The organism is Halorubrum sp. Atlit-8R, from assembly GCF_003666025.1.
GTDB lineage: Archaea > Halobacteriota > Halobacteria > Halobacteriales > Haloferacaceae > Halorubrum > Halorubrum salinarum.
The window spans coordinates 1-20,423 of record NZ_QPLV01000004.1; the positions used below are offsets into that span (position 1 = coordinate 1).

Sequence of the window (20,423 nt, forward strand, 5' to 3'; positions counted from 1 at the left end):
GACTCGGGGTGTACGCACCGAGGCAACGAGGTGTTAAGCCCACGAGAACTAACAGACCGAGCCACATTCATTGGCGCTGACGCGCCACGAACTCGCATGAGTTCAGGCGGTATCTGGATCGCACGTATACACGGTTGTTACGAACCACGACCGACACAGGCGTCGCTCTCTATAATGAGAGCGTCTCGGTTCGAGTCCGAGAGTCGGCATGAAGGCGGCCAGAGCGGTAGGGAAACACCCGTACCCATTCCGAACACGGAAGTTAAGCCTACCAGCGTATCGTGAAGTACTGGAGTGAGCGATCCTCTGGGAACCACGAGTCGCCGCCTACCCACTCATACGGGAGCATTCCCACGACAGCCCACGGACAGCGCGTCCGTGGGCTTTCTTCATATCTAACGAGCCGCAGGCTCGTAGCCGACCGCTAAACTTAAACGCTCGACAGCGGTACGTTCGGACGGCGCCAAGGTGGCAGAGTCCGGTCAGACGCAGCGGCCTGCAGAGCCGCCCAACGCCGGTTCAAATCCGGCCCTTGGCTTCCGTTTCTTCGCTTCCGTCGTTCCCGCAAACTGCCCCGCTTAGTAACCGTTAAACACCGGGTGACCCATGCGTCAACTATGCAACGACGCGCTGTGGCCGTGTTCGTCGCGCTCTTCCTCGGTGTCGCGGGCGTGGCGGGCGCGCTGACTGCGACGGCTGAGAGTCCCGAAATCGCCTTCGAGAACCCGGAGATTGACGCCTCGCAAAACGAGACGATCGAGGTCGGCGGCCAGTCGTACGTGGTGGCCGACATCTCGGAAAGCGAGAACGACGCGGGACAGATGGTCATCTCGGGGACGCTCGAACGCGAGTTCACGACGCAGACCTCCGAAACCTGGGCGAACGGGTCGACGGTCTCGGTCGACGACCGCGAGTGGCGCGTCGAGATCGACGGGGAGAACGCCACCGAGTTCACGCTCGTCGAGGTGCTCGACCGACAGGCGATCCTCGGGGCCGACGACGACGCCGAAAACGAGACGGTCACGCTCGACGACGGCGAGTACGTCGCGGTGACCGACGAGAGCGGCGAGCGGACGCTCGTGCCCGCCGACGAGTACTTCCCGGCGCCCGAGGAGCGGACGCACGCGTCGGGCGACACGCTCGAATACGACGGACAGACGGTTACGGTCGACGAGGTGACGGCCGGCGGCGCCGTCCTCGTGTGGGAGACCACCGAGACGGAGACGGTCGAGATCGCCCAGGAGTCGACGGTGACCATCGGCGACACGGACTACGCCGCGCACTTCCCCGACGCCTCGACGCTCCGGATGACGACCGATGTCGAGTCGTACCAGGCGCAGGTCACCGAGATTGAGCGGTTCAACCAGTACAACAGCGGTCTCACGCGCGTCCTCGTTCTCTCCGTGCTCTCGTCGATCATGCTCGCCGGGATGGCCTTCATCCCGTCGCGGTACTGATCGACGCCGAACGGGCGATTTCGTCCGGCCGCGTTCTGCCGACCGGCGTTTCACCGACAACCACTACTCGGCGGGACCGCTACGGTCCCTATGACTTCGACAGCGGAGAAGGTACGACAGCTCGCCCCCCACTGGGCGGTGATGTTCATCGTCATGTTCGTCGCGCTGGCGGGCGTCGAGCGCGTCGCCGGCGGGGTCGGGCTCGTGGCGTCGCTGATGATCGTCTTCGTCATCGCCGTCGCGTATCCCGTCGCGGTCCGGGCGCTCGGCGTCGCGCCGCCCGTCTGGCAGCGGTGACGGCGGTCCGCGGTCCCGCCCCGCCGGGTGCGCGTCTGCCGACTGACGCCGCGGCGGTCGACGGATAACACCGGTGTCAGCCGGTCACCGTCCCGTCCCTTTCGTTTTTATACGGCTCGGCCGCCTTCCGATCGGTATGAGCGACGAGAACCCGGCGGCGGTCACGTCGGAGCTCCCGGACGCACCGTTCCACACCAGCGGCACCGACCACATCACGATCTGGGGCAGCAACGAGGAGGACACCCTCGCCTTCTACCGCGACCTGCTCGGGATGCCGCTCGTGTTGCGGCAGCCGAACCTCGACGACCCCTCGCAGACGCACCTCTTCTTCGACACCGGCGACGGACGGATCCTCACGGTGTTCGTGAGCGACGAGCGCGCGTCCGCGCGCGGCCAGCGCGTCAGCACGGGCGCCGTCCACCACCTGTGTTTCAGCGTCGAACCCGACGAGTACGAGGACATCATGGCGGCGCTCGAGGAGGCCGGCAAGGGGTACAACGTGTTCGACCGCGGCATCTTCCACTCGATTTACACCCAGGACAACAACGGGCTCGTCATCGAGCTGTCGGCTGACAAGTACGAGATCCCGGCCGACCGGAAGGGCGAGGTACTGGCGACCGCGCAGCGCCTCCGCGAGGAGGACGGCGCCGACTTCGCGCAGGACCGCCACATGGAGGGGGCCTTAGAGGAGCTCGGCCTCCCGGTGAACAAGCACGACCTGCCGGACGCCGACGCCGGCGTGGGGGTCTGAGATGTCGGGGCGCGGCCCGAGTCCGCACGCCGGCGACGACCCGCACGGCGACGAGCCGCTGGTCACGGCCGGCGCGTCGCTCGACGACGCGGCCGCGGCGCTCGTGCTCGTCCACGGCCGCGGCGCGACCGCCCGCAGCGTCGTCGACTTGGGCGAGCAGCTGGCGGGGGACCGAGAGGTGGCGATCCTCGCGCCCGCGGCCGCCGGCAACACCTGGTACCCGAACTCCTTCCTCGCGCCGGTCGCCGACAACGAGCCCGGGCGGAGCTCCGGACTCCGGGCGGTCGGCGCCGCGGTCGACCGGGCGGTCGACGCCGGGATCGCCCGCGACCGCGTCCTCGTCGGCGGCTTCTCGCAGGGGGCCTGCCTCGCGAGCGAGTTCGTCGCCCGCAACCCGACCCGCTACGGCGGGCTCGCCGTCTTCAGCGGCGGGCTGATCGGCGAGACGGTCGCCGTCGAGGACTACCTCCCGGACGGCGAGACGTCGGCCGACGGCGACGGACCCCTCGCCGGCACGCCGGCGTTCGTCGGGTGTAGCGACGTCGACCCGCACATCCCCGAGGAGCGGGTCCACGAGACGACCGACGTGCTGGAGGCGCTCGGCGCCGACGTCGACGAGCGGATCTACGAGGGGATGGGCCACGGGATCAACGACGAGGAGGTCGCGGCCGTCTCGGAGCTGGTCGCGTCGCTGGCGTAGGCTCCCGGGGGTTCCGTCATGCCGCCGCCGCGACCGCCAGCCACAGCGCCGTCACCGCCGCGCCGAACAGCGCGCCCCCGACCGCGGTCGCGGTCGCCGTGAGCCCGCCGGTCAGCGTCGCCAGCACCGCGGGGACGCCGACCGCGAGGACGAAGAGGCCGACCGACGCGCTCCCCGCCCCCATCGGGTCGATCCGCCGCACGCGCCGCCGGAGATCCCCGTCGGCCGACGCCCCTTCCGACGCGGGCGCCCGGTCACTGACCGTCCGGGCGGCGGTCTCCTCGTCCGGCGCGTCGGTGTCCGCTCCCGCTTCCGCCCGGCGTCCGGTCACGATCCGCCAGCGGCCGTTCTCGTTCCGGGCGCGGGCGAACTCCCCGGCGACGAGGTCGGCGGCCGCGGGGGCGTAGCCGAGCCCGCGGACCAGCGCGAGGAAGTCGCTCTCGTCGTACCGCCCCGCCGTCGGCCACCGGTAGCGGTCGCGCCGCCGCTCGCCGGTGGGGAGCGCGTACGCGACCCGGACGACGTCGCCGTCGCGCTCCCAGCCGAGCAGCTGGACCCGGACGGTGCCGTCCGCGGCGGCGTGCCGGTCCAGCAGGTACAGCTCGGTCGCGTCGTCGAGGGCGGTCGGGTCCCGCTCCGCGAAGGCGAGCGCCGGTCCCTCGGGGGCCGGCTCCGCGCGCTCGACCCCGTACCCGCTCGCCCCCGTCTCCGACGCGTCCATGGGTCTCGTTGTCGCTCGTCGGGGATAAGTGTCGGTCCGGCGGGGCGCGGGCGTCACGGGGAGGCCGCGCCGCCTCACGCCAGCCAGTCGTCGGGCTTCGTGTCGTAGTCCGCCTCGTCGGCGGCGATGCGCGCCTCGATCGCGTCGTCGAGGTCGTGTTCGGTCACCTCGCCGCCGTCGTACTGGAAGCGGACGCCGACCTCGGTGCCCTCGGGCTCCTCGCCGCGCCGCTTGGCGCGTCGGACCTCGCCGTCGTCGTACTCGACGCGGATCGTCGCGAGGTTCACCGGGCGCCCCCACAGCTCGAAGACGCGCTTCAGCGTCGCCCTCGCGCGCTCCTCGTCGAGCGCGACGCCGTTGTACCGGTGGCCCAAGAGCAGTTCGCCCCGGTTCCGGAAGTTCCCGTCCAGCACGACGATCGTCGGCTTCCCGAAGTTCGTGAACCGGAGGAGCAGCTTCTTGCGCACGTCGTCGGCGTCGACGCTGGCGACGCGGTGCTCCCCGGCGGCCCGGCTGTACTCGTAGGTGAAGTAGTTCCCCTCGCGGACGAACTCGTCGGTGAGGAACGCGTCGATGAACGTCACGTCGTTGTGGCTCTCGCGCACCTCGAACATGCGCTCCCAGCCCGCCCCGCGGTCGACGTCGTCGATCGCGGCGGCCACCGTCTCGTACCGGTCGACGTCGAACAGGTACCGGGCCTGCTCTTCGAGCGCCTCCCGGGAGACGTTGCGGAGCGCGCCCCGGTGTTCCGGCCGCGAGAGGACGTAGTGGCGCTCCGCGAGCCCCTCGCGCGTGAGCAGCTTCCACGGGTACCGCTCGACGTCGATCCCCTCGGGCCCGTCTCCGGCGGAGAGCGCCCGGTCGACCGCCTCGGCGTCGACCCGCGGGTCGCCGTCGGCGGCCATCTCGGCGAGCTCGTCTAGCGTCGCCGGGCCGGCGCCCGCGATCGCCGGGTGGGGTTCGAGCAGGTCGGCGACCTCGTCGAGGTCGATCCGGGAGTGGAAGTTCTCCGGCGTCACGCCCTCGACGCGGAGCAGCTTGTCGAGCACCTCGCGGCGTGCGGCCCGCAGCTCGACGTGCGTCCACAGCTCGAACCCGAGCTTGTAGGGGTTGAGGCCGGGCGAGCCGAGCACGCGGGCCATGTGGTCGGCGTACGTCAGGAACTCGTCGGGCCCGGCGAACCCCTCGCCGCCCATCATCACCGACTCCCAGTACGTCGCCCACCCCTCGTTCATCACCTTCGTCTGCTTCTGTCCGGCGAAGTAGTACGCCTCCTCGCGGATCGCGTCGATGACGGTCGTCTCCCACGGCTCCCGGTCGACCGCCTTCCCGCTCTCGGGGTCGTACCGCTTCCCGTGGTCGCGCAGGAACGCGAGCACGTCCGGGCGCGGCGCCTCCGGCTCGACCCCCTCGCCCCGCGCTTCGAGCCACTCGTCGTCGAACACGTCGCGGCGCACCTCCTCGGAGAGGTCGAGGTCGTCGATCCGGGCCTCGATCGCCGCGAGCGGGTCCTCGTCGCCGTCGCTCACGTCCGCGGCGATCCCCGGCTCCGCCACGGAGCGGGCGGCGTCGACCGGGCTGTGCTGGTCGATCGTGTCCTCCAGGGCGCTCACGGCGTCGATCAGCCGCTCGACCTCGTCGCGGTCGACGTCCGTCCGCCTCGCGATCGCCGCGATCCGGTCGGCGTTGCGCTCCAGCCGCGCCGCCGCGTTCGGGCCGTCGTCGCCGCGGTCGGCGTAGAGCCCGAACCACTCGTTGTTCGCGAAGAAGTCGGCGTGCGCCTCCACGTGGGTGATGACGGCCTTCTGGTCGGCCGCCGAGTTCGACTCCTGGAGGAAGGCGTGCGCCGGGTCGTCGTTGTTGACGATCTCGAACGCCTTCCCCAGCCCGTGGCGGTCCTTCTTCCGCTGCCGCTCGTAGTTCATCCCCCACCGCCAGTGCGGGTAGCGCCGCTGGAACCCGCCGTAGGCGATCAGCTCGTTCATCTGGTCGTGGTCGACGATCCAGTACCGAACCGGGTACGGCTTCAGCCCGAGCCGCTCCGCCAGCTCGCGGGCCTCCCGGGCCGGCTCGTCGAGGGCCGCGGCCTCGCGTTTCGCCTCGACGCGGTCGTCTCTCATCGCCGATCACCCCCGTCGGTCCGCCCGCGGGCGGCGGGCCCGCCGCGGCCCGCGCCGCCGTCGCCCGACGACTCGGTGCTGAGGATCTCGTAGATGGCGTCCGTCACGTCGTCCGGCTCCGAGACGCGCGCGACGGCCACGTCGTCGGCGTCGGCGAACGCGGCCTCGACCTCGTCGGCGTGACGGGCGTTCGCGGCGCCGTCGCCGGGCTGGGTCTCGACGTACGCCTGGAGGTTGGCGTCGATCGACTCCATCGCCGGGATCACGTTGTCCGTCGTGTCGCTGCCGGCGTTCTCCGAGTCGCCCGCGGCGAACACGTACCGGTTCCACTCGCTGTACGGGTACTCTTCTAAGATCTCCTCGACGAGGTCGTACGCGCTGGAGATGCGGGTGCCGCCCCCGGACTGGATCCCGAAGAACTCCTCGCGGTCGACCTCCCACGCCTCCGCGTCGTGGACGACGTAGCGGAACTCCGCGGCGTCGTACTTCCCGGTCAGGTACCAGTCCATCGGGGTGAACACCCGCTCGACGAGCTCGCGTTTCGTCTCGCGCATCGAGCCGGACGCGTCGCGGACGTTGATCACGACGACGTTGCGCTCGCGCTTCTCGATCACCTCCGGGTGGCGGAACCGCTCGTCCTCCCGGCGGAACGGGACGCTGTCGAGCCCCTCGCGCCGGATCCGCTGGCTGACCGGCTCGCGGTCGACCGCCTCGTCGAGCGCGTCGAAGCTCTCCCAGCGGTCGAGCGCCGCGACCGGCTCGCCACGCTCCTCGGCGAGCGTCGCGGCCGCGTCGGCGATCCAGGCCCGGGAGACGGGGATCCCCTCGCCGCGCGCCCACGCGAACACGTCGTCCACGTCGGCGCCGTCGACGAACAGTCCCTCGCGGACGTAGTCGCCGTCGAAGTCGGTCGCGAGGTGCCGCTTCAGCCCGCGCTTGAAGAACTCGTCGACGTCGAGGGTGCCGCGCGGCCCCGAGCGCGCGGTGTCGGTGAAGTCGCCCTCCACCTCCTCGACCACCCGCTTCCCCTTCGGTTCGAGGTCGAGCCCGAGCGCCTCGTCCAGCTCGCGGGCGAACTCCTCGGGGTCCATCTCGTAGTACTCGTGGTCGCCGCCCTCCTCGCCCGGGTCGCCCTCCTCGTCGCCGTCGCCCGGCTCGGGGTCGACCGGCTGCCCGGGCTGCGGCTGGCCGTCGCCGCCCTGCCCGACCCCGCCGGCGGAGCGCTGGTCGTACTCGAACGACGGGAGGTCGACCACCTTGATCGGGATCCGAATCCGGTCGGCGTCGGAGCCGCCGAGGTCGCCGTGGCCGATGAACTCCGCGAGGTCCTCCCGGCGCGTCTCGCCGACCTCGCGGAACCGCTCGCGGTCCTCCGTCAGTCCCACGGGTCGCCACCCCCGTTGGAGCCGGCGCCGCCGTCCGGCGCCTCGCCGTCGGCGTCCCCGCCGTCGACGTCGGGCCACTCGTCGCGCACGTCCGCCATCACGGCGCGGCTCGTCAGCTCCGCGGACGCGCGGCTGTACCCGCGCTCGCACAGGCGGTCGATCGTCTCGGCCTTCACCCGCTCGGTCTCGGTGTCGGCGGGCGGGTCGGGCCACGCCGCGGGGTCGAGGTCCGGGAACCGCCGCTTCACGTCCGCGAGGTCGTTCGCGTCGATCACCGCCTTCAGCTCGGGGACCTCCCCGAGGTCGACCTCGTCGACGCTGAACTCCTCGCCGCGGTTGCGCCACGCGTACCGCGTGAGCCCGCGGATCACCCGCTCGCGGCGGAAGCGCTCGACGTCGCGGCCGGGCTCGGTCCCGCGGTAATCGTCCTCGTCGAACCGCCCGAGCGTCTCCGTCTCGAACACCTTCATCGCGAGGGGGTCCGGCGCCGCGTCCTCGCGGTCGCGCGCCGTCGGGTCCGCCTCGTCCCACGCGTACACGTGCTCGACGTACTCCGCGACGGTCTCGGTTGGGACGGTCTCCTCGGCGAGCATCGCGTCGATCACGTCCTCGCGCTGCCGCTCGCGGATCCGCGCCGCGACCGGCCCGCGGCGCCCCTCGAACTCCGCGGCCTCGGCCCGAGAGAAGACCGGGGCGTCATCGAACCCGTCCGCCATCGCGTCGAGCACGTCCGTCGGGGTGACGACGCGCTCGACCGGCAGGTCGGGGTGGCTCCGGTCGGCGGTCGTCGCGAGCAGGTCGGCGACGGCGTCGCGGGCGTAGGTGACCGGGATCCCGTTCCGGCCGTCGCCCGCGGCCAGGTCGACGTCGCCGACGGTCACCGCGTCGTCGCCGCGCCGGACCTCGCCGGTCTCGTACAGCGTCGCGGTCTCGACCAGGTCGAGGTCGCCGGGGAGGTCGTCGCCGTCGAGTCGCGTGACGACCGCGTACAGCGCCGCGGCCCCGATCGCGTGCGGCGCGATCTCGCGCTCGACCGCGCTCCCGTCTGCCTCCCGGACCTCGATCGACAGCGGCGCCGCCCCGGGGTCTCTGTCCCCCTCGTCGGGGGTGCCCCCGCGACCGACGCCGGACGGGTCGGCGGCGGCGCCGGTCGCCTCCTCGACCGCGGTCGCGCCGGCGATCTCGCGGCGGAGCAGCCGCGCCTCCAGCCGGCGGTTCGTGAGGTACCGGAACTCGTGTTTCGAGAGCCGGCGCTTCAGGGCCTTCAGCGGGTCGGCGTCGCCGCGTTCGGCGTGTCGGTCCAGTTCCGCGTCGAGGTCGGGGTTCGAGATGACGATGAGCTGGGTGTCCAAGTCCATCCCGATCCCCTTGTCGAGCTTCACGCGCCGCTCGTCGGGGACGTTGAGCAGCCGCCGGAGCAGGTCGGCGTGCTGGCTCGCGTCCTCGACGACGGTGGCGACGCCGTTCCCCTGCGAGAGGACGCCGTCGTAGCTGAACGCCTGCGGGTTCTTCCGCCCGCGGGAGTCGAGCTCGCGGAGCATGCCGCCCATCCACGAGCCGACGAGCCGCTCTTTCGCCGTCCCGTCGTCCTCGGCGTGGAGGACGCCGATCCCGCGGCCCACGTCGACCACGTAACTGGTCACGCGGAGGTGGTCGCGGTCGGTGATCGCCGAGAAGAGGTCGCGGCGCCCGCGCTCGCGGTAGGCCGACTCCAGGTGGTCGTACGCCTCGCGGCTGAACGGGTCGAGCTCCACGTCGGCCGCGACGGGGTAGGCGTCGTCGTCGACCGCGTCGGCGATCGACTCCCGGACCGTCTCGGGGAACACAGACAGCGGGTGCGACTGGACCGGGCTGCGGTACCACTCCCCGGCGTCGCCGCCGTCGCCGTACGAGAGCGACGCGGCGCCGCCGCCGCCGACCCCGCCGGCGCCCGAGACGTTCCACTCGACGGTGTACCGCCGGCCGGCGTCCGTCTTCGAGAACGCGCGGAGCCCGTTGACCAGGCACCGCTTGAACTCCGACTTCCCCGTCGCGGTGGGGCCGTCGATCCAGACTATCGTCTCGTCGTTCCCCCGCCCGGTCGCGGCCGCGCGCAGGTCGTCGACGAACCCGTTGAGCGCGCGGGTGTTGCCGAGGACGGCGTGTTCGCCGTCGTTCGCCGGGTCGTCGAAGAACCGGTACCGGTCGAGCGTCTCGCCGCGCTCGCGGACCTCGCGGGTGCCGTACGACTCGACGGCCGCGAGGACGTACCCCGCACCGGACGCGGCCGCGGTCGGGTGCTCCAACACGCGGTCGACGTAGGACGCGAGGTCCATCGGCGGGTCGTACGCTCCCCGGAGGGCCTCGTCGGCCGCGCTCCGAAACCGCTCGCCGCCGGATCTGGTGCGGTCGCTCATCTCAGTCCCCGTCGTCCGCCATCTCCGAGCGCGCGACCGCCGCGCCCGCGTACTCCAGCACCTCCGCGGCGCCGTCCTCGGAGTAGCCCCGGTCGACCAAGGCGTCGACCCACGCGCTCCGGTCCTCGTCGTCGAGGTCGGTCGCGGACACCAGCGCCGAGAAGTTGATGTTGTGCTTCTTGTCCTCCCACAGCTTGCGTTCGAGGGCCCGGCGGAGCCGGTCGTTCTCCTGCGGGTCGAACCCGCGCCCCTCGCGGGCCCGCCGCGACACCCAGTTCGACACCTCCTGCCGGAAGTCGTCCTTCCGGTCGGAGGGGACGTCGAGCTGCTCTTCGACGGCGCGCAGGAACGTCTCGTCCGGCTCCGTCTCCCGGCCCGTCAGCTCGTCGTCGACGGTGTCGTCGTCGATGTACGCCATCACGTGGTCCATGTACTTCTCGCCCTGCCGGCGGAGCTCGTCGACGTCGTACGCCAGCGCGTGGCGCACGTCCTCGATGGCGCGCTCGCGGTACTCCTCGCGGACCAGGTCGAGCAGGCGCTCGTAGCGGTCGAGGTCCTCGGCCGCGATCGACCCGTGGCCGCCGAGGTTCGCCTCGAAGTGGTCGAAGACGGACAGCGGCGAGAGGTGGCTGCGGTCGCGGTGGGTGGCGTCCATGATCGCCTCGGCGATCTCGTCGCCGACGAACCGCGCGGAGATGCCGTCCATCCCCTCGCCGATGTCGGCGGACTCGGCGGCGTCCTCGCGGAGCTTCCGCCGGTCGATCTCCTCGTCTTCTAGCTCGCCGTTGTACGCCTTCGCCTTCTCGACGAGCGTCACCGTTTCGTCGGTCGGCTCCTCCAAGCGGGTGAGCACGCCGAAGAGCCCGGCCATCTCCAAGGCGTGCGGCTCGACGTGGACGTTGGGCACGTCGGCGTTGGCGAGCATCTTCTCGTATATCTTCGCCTCGCTTTCGTACTCTAACACGTACGGGTAGTCGATCCGCTTGGTCCGGTCGTTGAACGCCTCCATCTTCTCGTCGCCGGTCTTCTCGCGGTACTCCGGCATGTTCGTCCGACCGACGATCACCTGGTCGATGTCGATCCGCGGGTTGTTCTTCGGCTTGATCGTCGACTCCTGGGAGGCGTGGAGGAAGTCGTAGAGGAACTCCCGCTGGAGCTTCAACAGCTCCTCGCCGGAGAACAGCCCGCGGTTCGCGTTACAGAACGCGCCGGCGTAGTCGAACGCGCGCGGGTCGGACTCGCCGTAGACGGCGAGCTTCGCGTAGTTGACGTCGCCGGTGAGCTCGGTCTCGTCTTGGTTCTTTTTGTCCTTCGGCTCGAACGTCTCGATTGACTGCCGGCGGTTCTCGTCGGCGACTAGCCGGACGACCTCGACGTGCTCGTCGAGGACGCGCTGGAGGTCGTCGTCGTAGTGCGCGAGCAGCTCGTTCAGGTAGAACTCCGAGGCCGGGTCGGGGTGCTGGTCGTTCCGCAGCGTGTAGGGCGCGTCGAGCCGCTCGTTGAGGTCGTCGATCACCGCCTGGCGCTGCGGCTTCGGGAGGAGGACGAGCGGGTCCTGGCTCATCGGCGAGCGGACCACGTCGTCGTCCGGGTCCTGGTCGTCGATCACCGAACAGAGGTCGACCCAGCGGAAGGTGTACATCCGCCCGGCGTCCTCGCGGGTGTACGCCTCGAAGTAGCGGCGCACCAGCCAGTCGAAGTGCGACTTGCCGGAGCCGACCGGGCCCAAGAGGAGCTTGATCCGCTTCTCGGGGCCGAGCCCGCGGGCCCCCGACTTCACCTTGTTGACGAACTCGTGGATCGCCTCGTGGACCTCCCGACCGTAGAAGACGTTCTCGCCGTCGTGGAGCGGGTCCTCGGCGGCGAGCGCGTACTCGACGACGCCGTGTTCCTCGTCGTAGTGCGTCCCGTAGTGGTCGAACATGTCCGCGACGCGCTGGTGTGCGTTCCGTGCGATCTCGGGGTCGTCGTACAGCGCGTCGAGGTACCAGTCGAACGAGCGCGCCGCTCTGAGGTCGTCGGGGACCTCCGTCCGGTACTCCTCGCTGAGCCGTTCGAGCGTGTGTCGGTCTGCCATCGTATCACGTTCGCTCGGACCGCGAGGCGGTGTCGCCGGCGTGCGACGCGACGGCCGGAGCCGTCGCTCTCCGTGCGCGTGTCGGCAACTCGTCGAGCCGCGAGCGGCGCGTCGTCGGAGTGCGCGTCGGTGCCGGTGGACGCCTCGCCCGTATCCGAGGCTATATATGTGGGAGGGATTGGCACGGATAAGTATGTCGCCAGTTGACACCCGCCACGATCCGTTCGGCCTCCTCGCCCTCGTCGGATCCGGCCGGTTCGCCGACGGTCCGTCAGTCGGTCTTATCAGCGGCTCGTGAGATCGACGGCGGGGGCGCGTCGCGACCCCCCGCGAAGCCCTCGCGCGCGGTCCGGGGCGCGGCGCGTCGCGGCCGCGGTCGCCGCTCGCGAGCGCCGGCCGAGAACCGGAACCATCGGCCCCGGTGGGCACCCTTTTGCGAGTCGCCGCCGCAGACCCGGTGTGACGTTCAGCATCTGCGTTCGCGAGCGGTACACCGACGAGGGCGGCGACGACCAGATCCGGTACGGCGTGGCGGTGACCACCCGGCTGCCGGGCGTCGGCACGCTGTGCCCCTTCGCGTCGTCCGACGGCGCGGTGGCGACCCAGTCGCTCGTCAACGTCGAACTGGGGCGGAAGGGAGTCGAGTACCTCGGCGACGGGCTCGCCGTCGACGACGCCCTCCAGGCGCTCCTGAACGCCGACGAGGGGAGCGCCCAGCGCCAGCTCCACGGCGTCGACGCCGACGGGACGTTCGCGTTCTCCGGCGACGAGTGTAACGACTGGTACGGCCACCGCGAGGGCGAGAACTACACCGTCGCGGGCAACCTCCTGACGGGCGAGGACGTGATCGAGGACACCGCGGCCGCCTACGAGTCGGACGCGCACGGCGACGCGCCGCTCGCCGAGCGGCTGATCGACGCCCTCGCGGCGGGCCACGCCGCCGGCGGCGACAAGCGCGAGGACCTCGAGGTCCAGTCCGCGGCGCTGCTCGTGCGGAACACCGAGGGGGAGGCCGACGACCCCTACTACAACGACCTCCGGGTCGACGCGAGCGAGACGCCGGTCGCGGACCTCCGCGAGACGTACGAGACCGCCAAGCGCGGCTACGAGACCATCCTGGAGAAGTACGCCGAGGAGGAGGACGGGCCGGACGACGAGAGCGACGACGACGGGGGCGCAGCCGACGACGCGGGCGACGAGTAGCGAGCCCTCGCTACACCGACAGCCGCGCGAGGATCGGCAGGTGGTCGGAGGGGTACCGGCCGCGGTCGTCCCGGTCCGCGAGCGTCGCGAACGCCTCGACCGACACCGCGGGCGAGACGAGCGCGTGGTCGATCCGACGGCCGTCGATGAGGCGCGCGAAGTCGGTGAGGCTCGTCTCCGGCCCGTGCCGGAGGTCGGCCTCGGCCGCGGCGTCCCGGAGCGAGGGGGCGTCGCCGGCCGGCGCCCCGGGCGCCTCGCCGTCGGACTCGGAGTCATCACCGAGGAGGATCCCGTGCGGGTCGGAGCCCGGCGTACAGTTGAGGTCGCCGACGAGGACGAGCGGCGCCCTCGCGTCGGCGCCGCCCTCGTCCGCCGTCGCTACCGTCGGCAGCCGCTCGCGGAGCAGGCACGCGGACTCGCGCCGCGCGCGGGCGCTCACGTGGTCGAAGTGCGTGTTGACGACGCGGAGCGCCGCCTCCCCGTCGACGGCGCGCACCCGGGCCCACGTCGCGATCCGCGGGTGAGAGGCGTCCCAGCCGGTCGACGGCTCGTCGGGGGTCTCGGAGAGCCAGGACGTCCCGTCGTCGACGACCTCCCAGCGGTCGCTCCGCACCGCGACGGGGCACCCCTCGCCCTCGCCGTCCGCCTCGCGCCCGCGGCCGACGAACTCGTACTCCGGGAGCCGCTCGCGCAGGTCGCGCCGCTGCTCGGGCAGCGGCTCCTGGAAGGCGGCGACGTCGGGCCGGTGAAACCGAACGAGCCGCCCCACCGCGTCCCGGCGGTCGTGCCAGGCGTCGTGGTGGTCGCCCCGGTTGGCGTAGCGGACGTTGTAGCTTAACACCCGGATCGCGGTCATTACATCGGGCCTCGCGGGCGAGGCGATTAAAAGGCGGGGAGCGCCCCGCCCGGCGGGCGGCCCGACCGGCGCGGGGGATTTATCGCCGCCGAGGCCCGGGGGACGCGTATGAAGCGCAACGTCGGTCGGATCGACGCCCTCGTCCGCGTCGTCGCGGGGGTCGCCGTCGCGGTCCTCGCGGTCGCCGTCGCCCTCGGAGCGATCAGCGTCCCGGTCTTCTCCGCGGTCGGCCTCGGCGTGATCGGCGTCGTCTTGGTCGTCGAGGGCGCCACCCGCCGGTGTCTGCTGTACCGGGCGCTCGGGATCGACCGCTGTCCGGTCGACTGACGCTCCGACCGACCGCGGGGCGGTCAGGTCAGACCGAGAACTCGTAGAGGTCGTCGCCGACGTGGTGGATCGACTGGACCACCTTCCCGCTGTCGCCGACCATTTCGTCGCCGTCGGCCAGGGCGCGGCCCACGGCCAGCACCTTCCCGTGGGTCTCCTCGGCGATCACGACTAGGTCTCCCTCCCGGATCGTCTCGTCGGCCTCGACGATGCCCGGGCGCATCACGTCGGCCCCGTCGGAGACGAACGAGATCGCGCCGGCGTCGACGGTGACGACGCCGGTCTCCGGGTCGAAGTCGTTCGCGCCCCGAACGGTGAGGAACGGCTCGTCGTCGTCGACGTAGAAGACGGCGGGGTCGCCGTCCACCAAGACGAGTTCGTAGCCGGCGTCGACGAACTCCACGAACTCGAAGGTGTCCCCCTCGATGTCGACCCCGAGGTGGTCGGCGACCGCCTCGCGGATCGCCGTGATCTCGTCGCTTCGGAGGTGGTGCCGGGATTTCACTTCCATGCGCGTCCCGTCGACCGCTCGGCCGATAAATGGACCGCTCCCCGCCGTGGCGGTCGGCGATCGCTCCGCGCTGTCGCCCCTGAGGCCGGTCTCGACTCGTTGGACCGATCAAAACGGCCTTAAACCACCTCTCCATATCCCTTCGTATGCTCAACCCACTGGCGATCGTGCTCGTGGCGATCGTGAATCCCCCAGCGATCGTGCTCGCGGCGGTCGCGACGCTGCTCGTGGTCCTCGTCACCTCGGTGAAGGGGACGGGGTGGGAACCCACGACCGACATCTCGGAAGAAGTCCTCGAACACCGCGCGTCCGCGGTCCCCGAGACGGAGTTCCCGGAGCCGGGTAACCGCGCGGTCGGCGGCGGTGGCGGCGGCGGCGCCATCCCGGCCGGCGGCGCCGAAGGAGAGGAGGGCGAGCTCGAAGAGGGCGGCACCGTCAGCTCCGGTCCCGGCGACATCCCCGAAGACGAGGTGGAGTACTTCGAGGTCGAGTTCGTCAAGCAGGGGGAGACGGTCGAGCTCTCCAACGACGAGCCCATCCTCGAACAGGGCGAAGACGAGGGCTGGGACCTCCCGTACGCCTGCCGGCAGGGCCAGTGCGTCTCCTGTGCCGGCCGGATCGCCGACGGGCCGAGCGAGGACTTCGTCGAGCACGACAACCAGCAGATGCTCGAAGAGGCCGAGATCGACGACGGCTACACGCTCACCTGCGTCGCCTACCCCCGCGACTCCTTCAGCATCGAGACCGGCGAGGCGCCGTAGCGCCGCGCTCTCTCCCGCTCCCCCTTCCGTCTTCTCTCACCGCGTCCGCTCGCGACACCCTTTTTCGCGTCTCGCTCCAACCATTCGCATGACCGTCACCACGGCGCTCGTCGGCGGCGGCGGGGCCGTCGCCGTCGCGCTGATCGCCGCGGCCGTCTACCGCGACGCCGCCCGCGTCGGCGTCGACCTCGGCTCGCCGGCGACCTGGGCCGCGCTCGTCGTCCTCACCGGCGGCGCGAGCCTCGTCACGTTCGTCCTCGTGCCCGACGCCCCGCTCCCCGGCGTCCTCGTGTTGACCGCGCTCGGCCCGCTCCTCTACCTGCTCGAACGCGACGACTCGATGAACGGCGACGCCGCCGCCGACCCCACGCAACTCCCCAGCCAGTCCGGGGAGTCGGCGGACTCGGGCGACGACCCGGAGCGATAGCGGGCGACGCGGACGCGCCCCGTCGCGGTCCCTCTCGGCGCCGTTCCGTCTCATCGACGATGACACAGTTCCTTTCGGCGCGTCGGGCCGCTCGTAAACCGCAACTTTCCATACCGTCGGCGATGTACGAGGGGTAATGAGCGACGAGAGCGACGAGAGCCTCGCGGACCGGGTAGAGCAGTGGATGGTCGGACAGATGCCGATCATCCAGATGCACGGCGGCACGAGCGTCGTGCGCGAGGCGGACCCCGAGACCGGCGAGGTCGTCGTCGAACTCGGCGGCACCTGCTCCGGGTGCGGCATCTCGAACATCACCGCCGACAACATCCGCCGCGACCTCATCATGGACTTCGAGGAGGTCGACGACGTGACCGTCCGGACCGCCTCCTCCGGCGACAACGGTGCCTCCACCGTCGAGGGCGGCCGCGGCGGCGAACTCAAACACGAGACCGAGTCCGCGAACCACTTCTGAACGCGACGGGCGCTCCCGTCGCGTCTCTCTTCTCCCCTACAGCGGCGTGAACGGCAGCGACGCGAGCGTATTGGCGTCGTAGGCGAGCGCGTCGGACTGCGAGACGCCCTCCGGCGTGATCATGTCGATCACGCGGGGCGTGTTCCCGACGGCGTCCTGCTTGGCGCCGCCGAAGACGAACGTGCTCGCCTCGACCGCGATTCCGCGCAGGCTCCCTCGGTCCTCCGACCCGACGATCGGGACCACCTCCCAGTCCGCAATATCGGCGTCGCCGACCGCCGACTTCGGGATCGAGACTACGGCCGTGTTCGACTCGAAGCTAGCGAACACCTCCGGCGTGGCGACGCTCTCTCCGTTCGCGTCGACGAAGCCCGTACCGAACCCGCTGGCGTCGAGCCGGTACTGCCACGGCTGTGCGAACTCAGCGGTGAGCCCGAGGTCGTCGAGCGCGGTCGTCCGCCCGCCGCTCGCGTCGGGATCGCGGAGGTAGACGAGGAAGTAGTGTGGCGAGAACGTCCCGCCGAACGTGTCGTACAGGTTCTCCACCTCGAAGGCGAACCGGTACTCTTCGTCCGTCTCCAGAACCCGGAACGAGCGCAGGTCGAACGCGCCGTCTTGGAAGTCGCCGCCCGTGGGGTAGGTGTACCCTCCCGGCCCGTCGTCGTCGCCCTGCGGGTCGGTGAACTCGGCGACGAGGTCGCCGGGAGCGATCGTAACGCTCTCCGAGGCCAGTTCGTCGCCGCTGTCGGCTTCGCGGACGACAACGTCGAAAGTCCCGATCCGTGCGGTGCTGAAGCCGACATCCACCGTCTCGTCCGTCGTGTTCGGCGGGAGTCTGACGTTACCGACCGCCGCGACCTCGCCATCGAGGACGATCTCTACCGTGGTACCCCCGACGAAATCGGTGTCGTTGGAACCGGTCGCCGTGATGAACGACTCGTTGAGGTCGGCCTCGTCGGCGATGTCGACCGTCAACTCCTGCTCCGGCCGCTCGTACTCCGGGAGCCGCTTGACTTCGCGGCCCCGCGCCGGGCGCAGTTTCACCGCCGTCCCGCCGCTCGGCGCGAGCGACGCGAGCAGCGTGGTCGACGGGTCGACCACCGCCTCGTCGATGCGGACTCCGGTCGGGTCGCGGTCGACGCCGGTGCCGACCGCGTCCGAGTAGATCTCCGCGACGTACTTCGGCCCGTTCCGGCCCCTCCCGCGGCCGTTTCCGTTGCCCTTGCCGCTGCCGCGGCCCTTGCCCTTCCCCTTGCCGCGCCCCGGCGCGTCGCCGGAGTTGCCGGGGGCGTCGCCGGAGTTCCCCGGCGCGAGGAAGTCGAGCGGCACGTCGACCGCGCGGCCGTCGCCGTCGGTCATGGCGCCGACGTACCACTCGTCGCCGTGCCGGCGGGCGATCGCGAGGTAGTCGCCGATCGCGGCGCCGACGACGCGCGTCTCGTCCCAGCCGGCGGCCGGAACCGACTCGATGAAGCCGAACTCGGGCTCGGCGTCGAAGTTCTCGTTCTCGGGGACGTACCCCTCGTACTCGGCCGGGACCGGCGACGGCTCGCCGGACTCGGTGACGGCGACGGCGTTGAGGTTGAACCCGCCCACGTCGCCGCTGAAGCCGTCGTCGCCGCTCTCGTAGTCGAGCTCGATCGCGACCTCGTTGTCGCCCGCGTCGAGCTCGACCTCGGTCGTGAACACCTGCCAGTCGTCCCAGTAGTCGGTGAAGTCGGGCTCGATGGTCTCGCGCGCGTCGTTGACGCGCAGCGTCGCCCGGGGCGTGCCGGCGTCGATCACGCGGCCCGCGTTCTCCTCGGCGTCGCTCGCGTAGCGCAGGTGGAGGTCGTACGTCCCGCCGCTCGGCACGTCCTCGACCGCGAACGAGACCGACGACCCGCTGGGCGCGCGGTTGGGGTCGACGGCGACGAAGTTGGTGCCGAACGCGTTCCGCCAGGAGTCGTCGGTGACGAGGCCGTCGAGGTCGCCGGCCGCGGCTTGGAGCGCCTCGCCGACCCCGAACGTCTCGTCGACGTAGCCCTCGATCCGGTCGGCGGCCATCTGGAGGCCGCTGAGGTACGTCGGGTACATCGCGAGCTGCTTCGCCCGCGTCGTCTGGATCTGGTCGCCGCGGTCGTCGCCGAAGGTGATATCGAAGATGCCCGGCTGGTAGCTCACCGGGCCGGCGAGGTTCCGCGTGAACGGCAGCGTGACGTGGTGGTCGCGGCCGACGTTCGAGCCGAGCTGGCCGAACCCGTCGTACTCCTGGGCCTTGACGACCTCGCGGTTCGCCACGTTCGGGTAGGTGCGGATCTCGCCGGTCGGCTTGATCCCCTCGTGGATCTCCAACAGCTGGCGGTTCGCGGCCGCCTCGCGGATCACGAGCCGGTGGTGGTTCACCGCGAGCTGGTTGTGCTGGTTGTGGGTCGCGGCGGCGCCGTCGCCGTCGATGCCGAGCCCGGGGTCCGAGACGTACCCGTTCTTGATCGAGTTGATCCCCTCGGCCTCGTAGCCCGCGAACACGTCCTCGTCGAGGACGGCCGACTCGTACTGCGGGATGTTGCCCGCCGTCTCGTTGTGGATCGTCATCTCCACGGGGTCGGGGAGGTCCGCGCCGTATCCGGTCACCTCCGGCACGTCGAAGTCGGGATAGGAGTCGCCGACGCCGAAGCCGAACCCGGTGCCGTCGCCGGGGTAGGTGTCCCAGCCCCGGTTCCACCCCTCGACGAGCACGCTGTCGATGCCGTTCTCGCTGGCGAACCGCATGTACCGCTTCATGCGCTCGGTGCGCGCGCCGTGGACGTACGCGGCCGGGTTCCCGCCGTCGTTCGCGACCTCGTCGTCGGTCTTGTACTCCCAGTTCGCCTGCCCCGCGATCATCGTCCACCAGATGCCGACGTACTTGCGGGGCTCGATCCAGTCGGTGTCGGGCGCGCCGCCGGCGGTCGGCAGCGCCTCCTCGTCGAGCGGGTCGGAGAGCAGCGGCACCAGCTGCGACTCGATCAGCTCCCCCGGCCGGTCGACGACCTGGATCGTCCGCCACGGCGTCGCCGCCGGGAGGTCGAGCGAGGCCCGCGACCCGTCGGGCAGCGGGGTGAGCTCGGTCGCGAACGCCGTCCCGCCGCCGTCGCTCCGCGGCGCGAGCGTCGCGGCCGCGTAGTCGTCGAGGTTCGCCTCGTGGACGCTGAGGTAGGCGTCGCCCGCGTCGACGGTGAGCGGCGTGTGCGCGCCCTCTCGGATCGTCGTGTTCGTCGGTCGCGTGGACCGGGTACCACTCGGGATCTCAGACAGCGGCGTCTCGGCGTACTCCTGTTCGAACCGCGGGTTCGTCACCGCGTTCGCGATCCACCAGGCGTCGTAGTCGTCCGCGAAGTCGACCCCGGTGTTCTCCGCGTCGATCACCGCCTTCTCCGAGTTGCTCGCGAACTCCTCGCGCAGCACCGTCCGGAACCCGATCCCGTCGTCGAACACGCGGACCTGGAGGGTGGCGGTGCGGCCGTCCTCGGCGGGGGAGCCGTCGGCGGCCGCGTCCGCAAGGCCGACGCTGATGGCGTTGTACTCGGCCTCGACCTCGTCGTAGGCGCCCCACACCGGCTCCCACTCCTCGGTCGAGACAGCGCGGAGCGTCCCGGTGACCGCGACCGGCCCGTCCGAGCCCTCGGCGCTCGCGCCGAACGCCGGCTGGTTCCGGAAGTCGAACCCGAGCCGCGACGGGCCGACGTAGGTCGTCCCGTTCCGCGCGACCTCGTAGGTCGGGACGCCGTCCGAGACGTCGACCGTCACCGCGATCGACCCGTCCGGCGACTCGATCGTCTGAACCGGGTCGTCGGCGTCGTTGGCCACCGGCGCGGCGTCGTCGGCCGACACGTCCCGCGAGTAGGCGGCCGCCGCCACCAGCGCCCCCACGCTCCCGAGGAAGCCGCGGCGTGTCGTCCCGCTCAACGTTTGCTGTGATCGTTTCTCACGCATTCCGTCAG

Annotated in this window: 17 protein-coding genes, 1 tRNA gene and 1 rRNA gene; 11 read left to right on the forward strand and 8 right to left on the reverse strand. The window is 71.2% G+C overall.

Going from position 1 to position 20,423, the window contains the following annotated elements; all coding sequences use genetic code 11:
- The first annotated feature begins 210 nt into the window (after positions 1–210).
- The 6 genes from rrf (at position 211) to DVK05_RS11080 (ending at position 3,205) form a co-directional block, all read left to right on the forward strand.
- Positions 211–332: ribosomal RNA gene (gene rrf / locus DVK05_RS11055) — 5S ribosomal RNA — on the forward strand.
- A 130-nt stretch (positions 333–462) separates the two neighbouring features.
- Positions 463–538, forward strand: a tRNA-Cys gene (locus tag DVK05_RS11060).
- A gap of 94 nt (positions 539–632) precedes the next feature.
- On the forward strand, positions 633–1,457 hold the full coding sequence (locus DVK05_RS11065) for a hypothetical protein (RefSeq protein WP_121563784.1): 825 nt from the start codon (positions 633–635) through the stop codon (positions 1,455–1,457).
- A gap of 90 nt (positions 1,458–1,547) precedes the next feature.
- Positions 1,548–1,754 carry a hypothetical protein gene (locus DVK05_RS11070; protein WP_121563408.1) on the forward strand — a complete coding sequence of 69 codons (207 nt, stop codon included), beginning with the start codon at positions 1,548–1,550 and terminating at the stop codon, positions 1,752–1,754.
- Between the two features lie 136 nt (positions 1,755–1,890).
- Positions 1,891–2,505: a VOC family protein gene (locus tag DVK05_RS11075; protein WP_121563409.1), complete on the forward strand. Its 615-nt coding sequence runs from the start codon at positions 1,891–1,893 to the stop codon at positions 2,503–2,505.
- A gap of 1 nt (position 2,506) precedes the next feature.
- A complete protein-coding gene (locus tag DVK05_RS11080; RefSeq protein WP_121563410.1) occupies positions 2,507–3,205 on the forward strand; it encodes an alpha/beta hydrolase in 699 nt (232 codons plus the stop codon).
- Positions 3,206–3,221: 16 nt separating this feature from the next.
- Here DVK05_RS11080 and DVK05_RS11085 read toward each other — a convergent pair whose 3' ends face one another.
- From DVK05_RS11085 to DVK05_RS11105, 5 genes are all read right to left on the reverse strand, one after another.
- Positions 3,222–3,926, reverse strand: coding sequence for a hypothetical protein (locus DVK05_RS11085; RefSeq protein ID WP_121563411.1), 705 nt, complete (start codon positions 3,924–3,926; stop codon positions 3,222–3,224).
- Positions 3,927–4,000: 74 nt separating this feature from the next.
- Positions 4,001–6,046, reverse strand: a complete 2,046-nt coding sequence (locus DVK05_RS11090; protein WP_121563412.1) for a SpoVR family protein — start codon at positions 6,044–6,046, stop codon at positions 4,001–4,003.
- Positions 6,043–7,431, reverse strand: a complete 1,389-nt coding sequence (locus DVK05_RS11095; protein ID WP_121563413.1) for a DUF444 family protein — start codon at positions 7,429–7,431, stop codon at positions 6,043–6,045. The genes DVK05_RS11090 and DVK05_RS11095 overlap by 4 nt, the downstream gene beginning before the upstream one ends.
- Positions 7,422–9,827 carry a kinase anchor protein gene (locus DVK05_RS11100; protein ID WP_121563414.1) on the reverse strand — a complete coding sequence of 802 codons (2,406 nt, stop codon included), beginning with the start codon at positions 9,825–9,827 and terminating at the stop codon, positions 7,422–7,424. The genes DVK05_RS11095 and DVK05_RS11100 overlap by 10 nt, the downstream gene beginning before the upstream one ends.
- Position 9,828: 1 nt before the next feature.
- Positions 9,829–11,904: a PrkA family serine protein kinase gene (locus DVK05_RS11105; protein ID WP_121563415.1), complete on the reverse strand. Its 2,076-nt coding sequence runs from the start codon at positions 11,902–11,904 to the stop codon at positions 9,829–9,831.
- 459 nt (positions 11,905–12,363) lie between these two features.
- On the opposite strand from DVK05_RS11105, the gene DVK05_RS11110 reads away from it, so the two are divergent.
- On the forward strand, positions 12,364–13,107 hold the full coding sequence (locus DVK05_RS11110; RefSeq protein WP_121563416.1) for a DUF1028 domain-containing protein: 744 nt from the start codon (positions 12,364–12,366) through the stop codon (positions 13,105–13,107).
- 10 nt (positions 13,108–13,117) lie between these two features.
- Here DVK05_RS11110 and DVK05_RS11115 read toward each other — a convergent pair whose 3' ends face one another.
- Positions 13,118–13,963, reverse strand: coding sequence for an endonuclease/exonuclease/phosphatase family protein (locus DVK05_RS11115; protein WP_121563417.1), 846 nt, complete (start codon positions 13,961–13,963; stop codon positions 13,118–13,120).
- Between the two features lie 108 nt (positions 13,964–14,071).
- Between DVK05_RS11115 and DVK05_RS11120 the strand changes: the two genes are divergently transcribed.
- A complete protein-coding gene (locus DVK05_RS11120; protein WP_121563418.1) occupies positions 14,072–14,290 on the forward strand; it encodes a YgaP-like transmembrane domain in 219 nt (72 codons plus the stop codon).
- A 28-nt stretch (positions 14,291–14,318) separates the two neighbouring features.
- Here the strand turns inward: DVK05_RS11120 and DVK05_RS11125 are convergent, their stop codons facing one another.
- On the reverse strand, positions 14,319–14,801 hold the full coding sequence (locus DVK05_RS11125; RefSeq protein WP_121563419.1) for an RNA-binding protein: 483 nt from the start codon (positions 14,799–14,801) through the stop codon (positions 14,319–14,321).
- A gap of 146 nt (positions 14,802–14,947) precedes the next feature.
- On the opposite strand from DVK05_RS11125, the gene DVK05_RS11130 reads away from it, so the two are divergent.
- The 3 genes from DVK05_RS11130 to DVK05_RS11140 all read left to right on the forward strand — a co-directional run bounded on the left by DVK05_RS11130 (position 14,948) and on the right by DVK05_RS11140 (position 16,461).
- A complete protein-coding gene (locus tag DVK05_RS11130) occupies positions 14,948–15,562 on the forward strand; it encodes a 2Fe-2S iron-sulfur cluster-binding protein (RefSeq protein WP_121563420.1) in 615 nt (204 codons plus the stop codon).
- Between the two features lie 88 nt (positions 15,563–15,650).
- Positions 15,651–15,989: a hypothetical protein gene (locus DVK05_RS11135; protein ID WP_121563421.1), complete on the forward strand. Its 339-nt coding sequence runs from the start codon at positions 15,651–15,653 to the stop codon at positions 15,987–15,989.
- A 136-nt stretch (positions 15,990–16,125) separates the two neighbouring features.
- On the forward strand, positions 16,126–16,461 hold the full coding sequence (locus DVK05_RS11140; protein WP_053770229.1) for a NifU family protein: 336 nt from the start codon (positions 16,126–16,128) through the stop codon (positions 16,459–16,461).
- A gap of 36 nt (positions 16,462–16,497) precedes the next feature.
- Here DVK05_RS11140 and DVK05_RS11145 read toward each other — a convergent pair whose 3' ends face one another.
- On the reverse strand, positions 16,498–20,352 hold the full coding sequence (locus DVK05_RS11145) for a glycoside hydrolase family 97 catalytic domain-containing protein (RefSeq protein ID WP_121563422.1): 3,855 nt from the start codon (positions 20,350–20,352) through the stop codon (positions 16,498–16,500).
- Positions 20,353–20,423 lie beyond the last annotated feature (71 nt).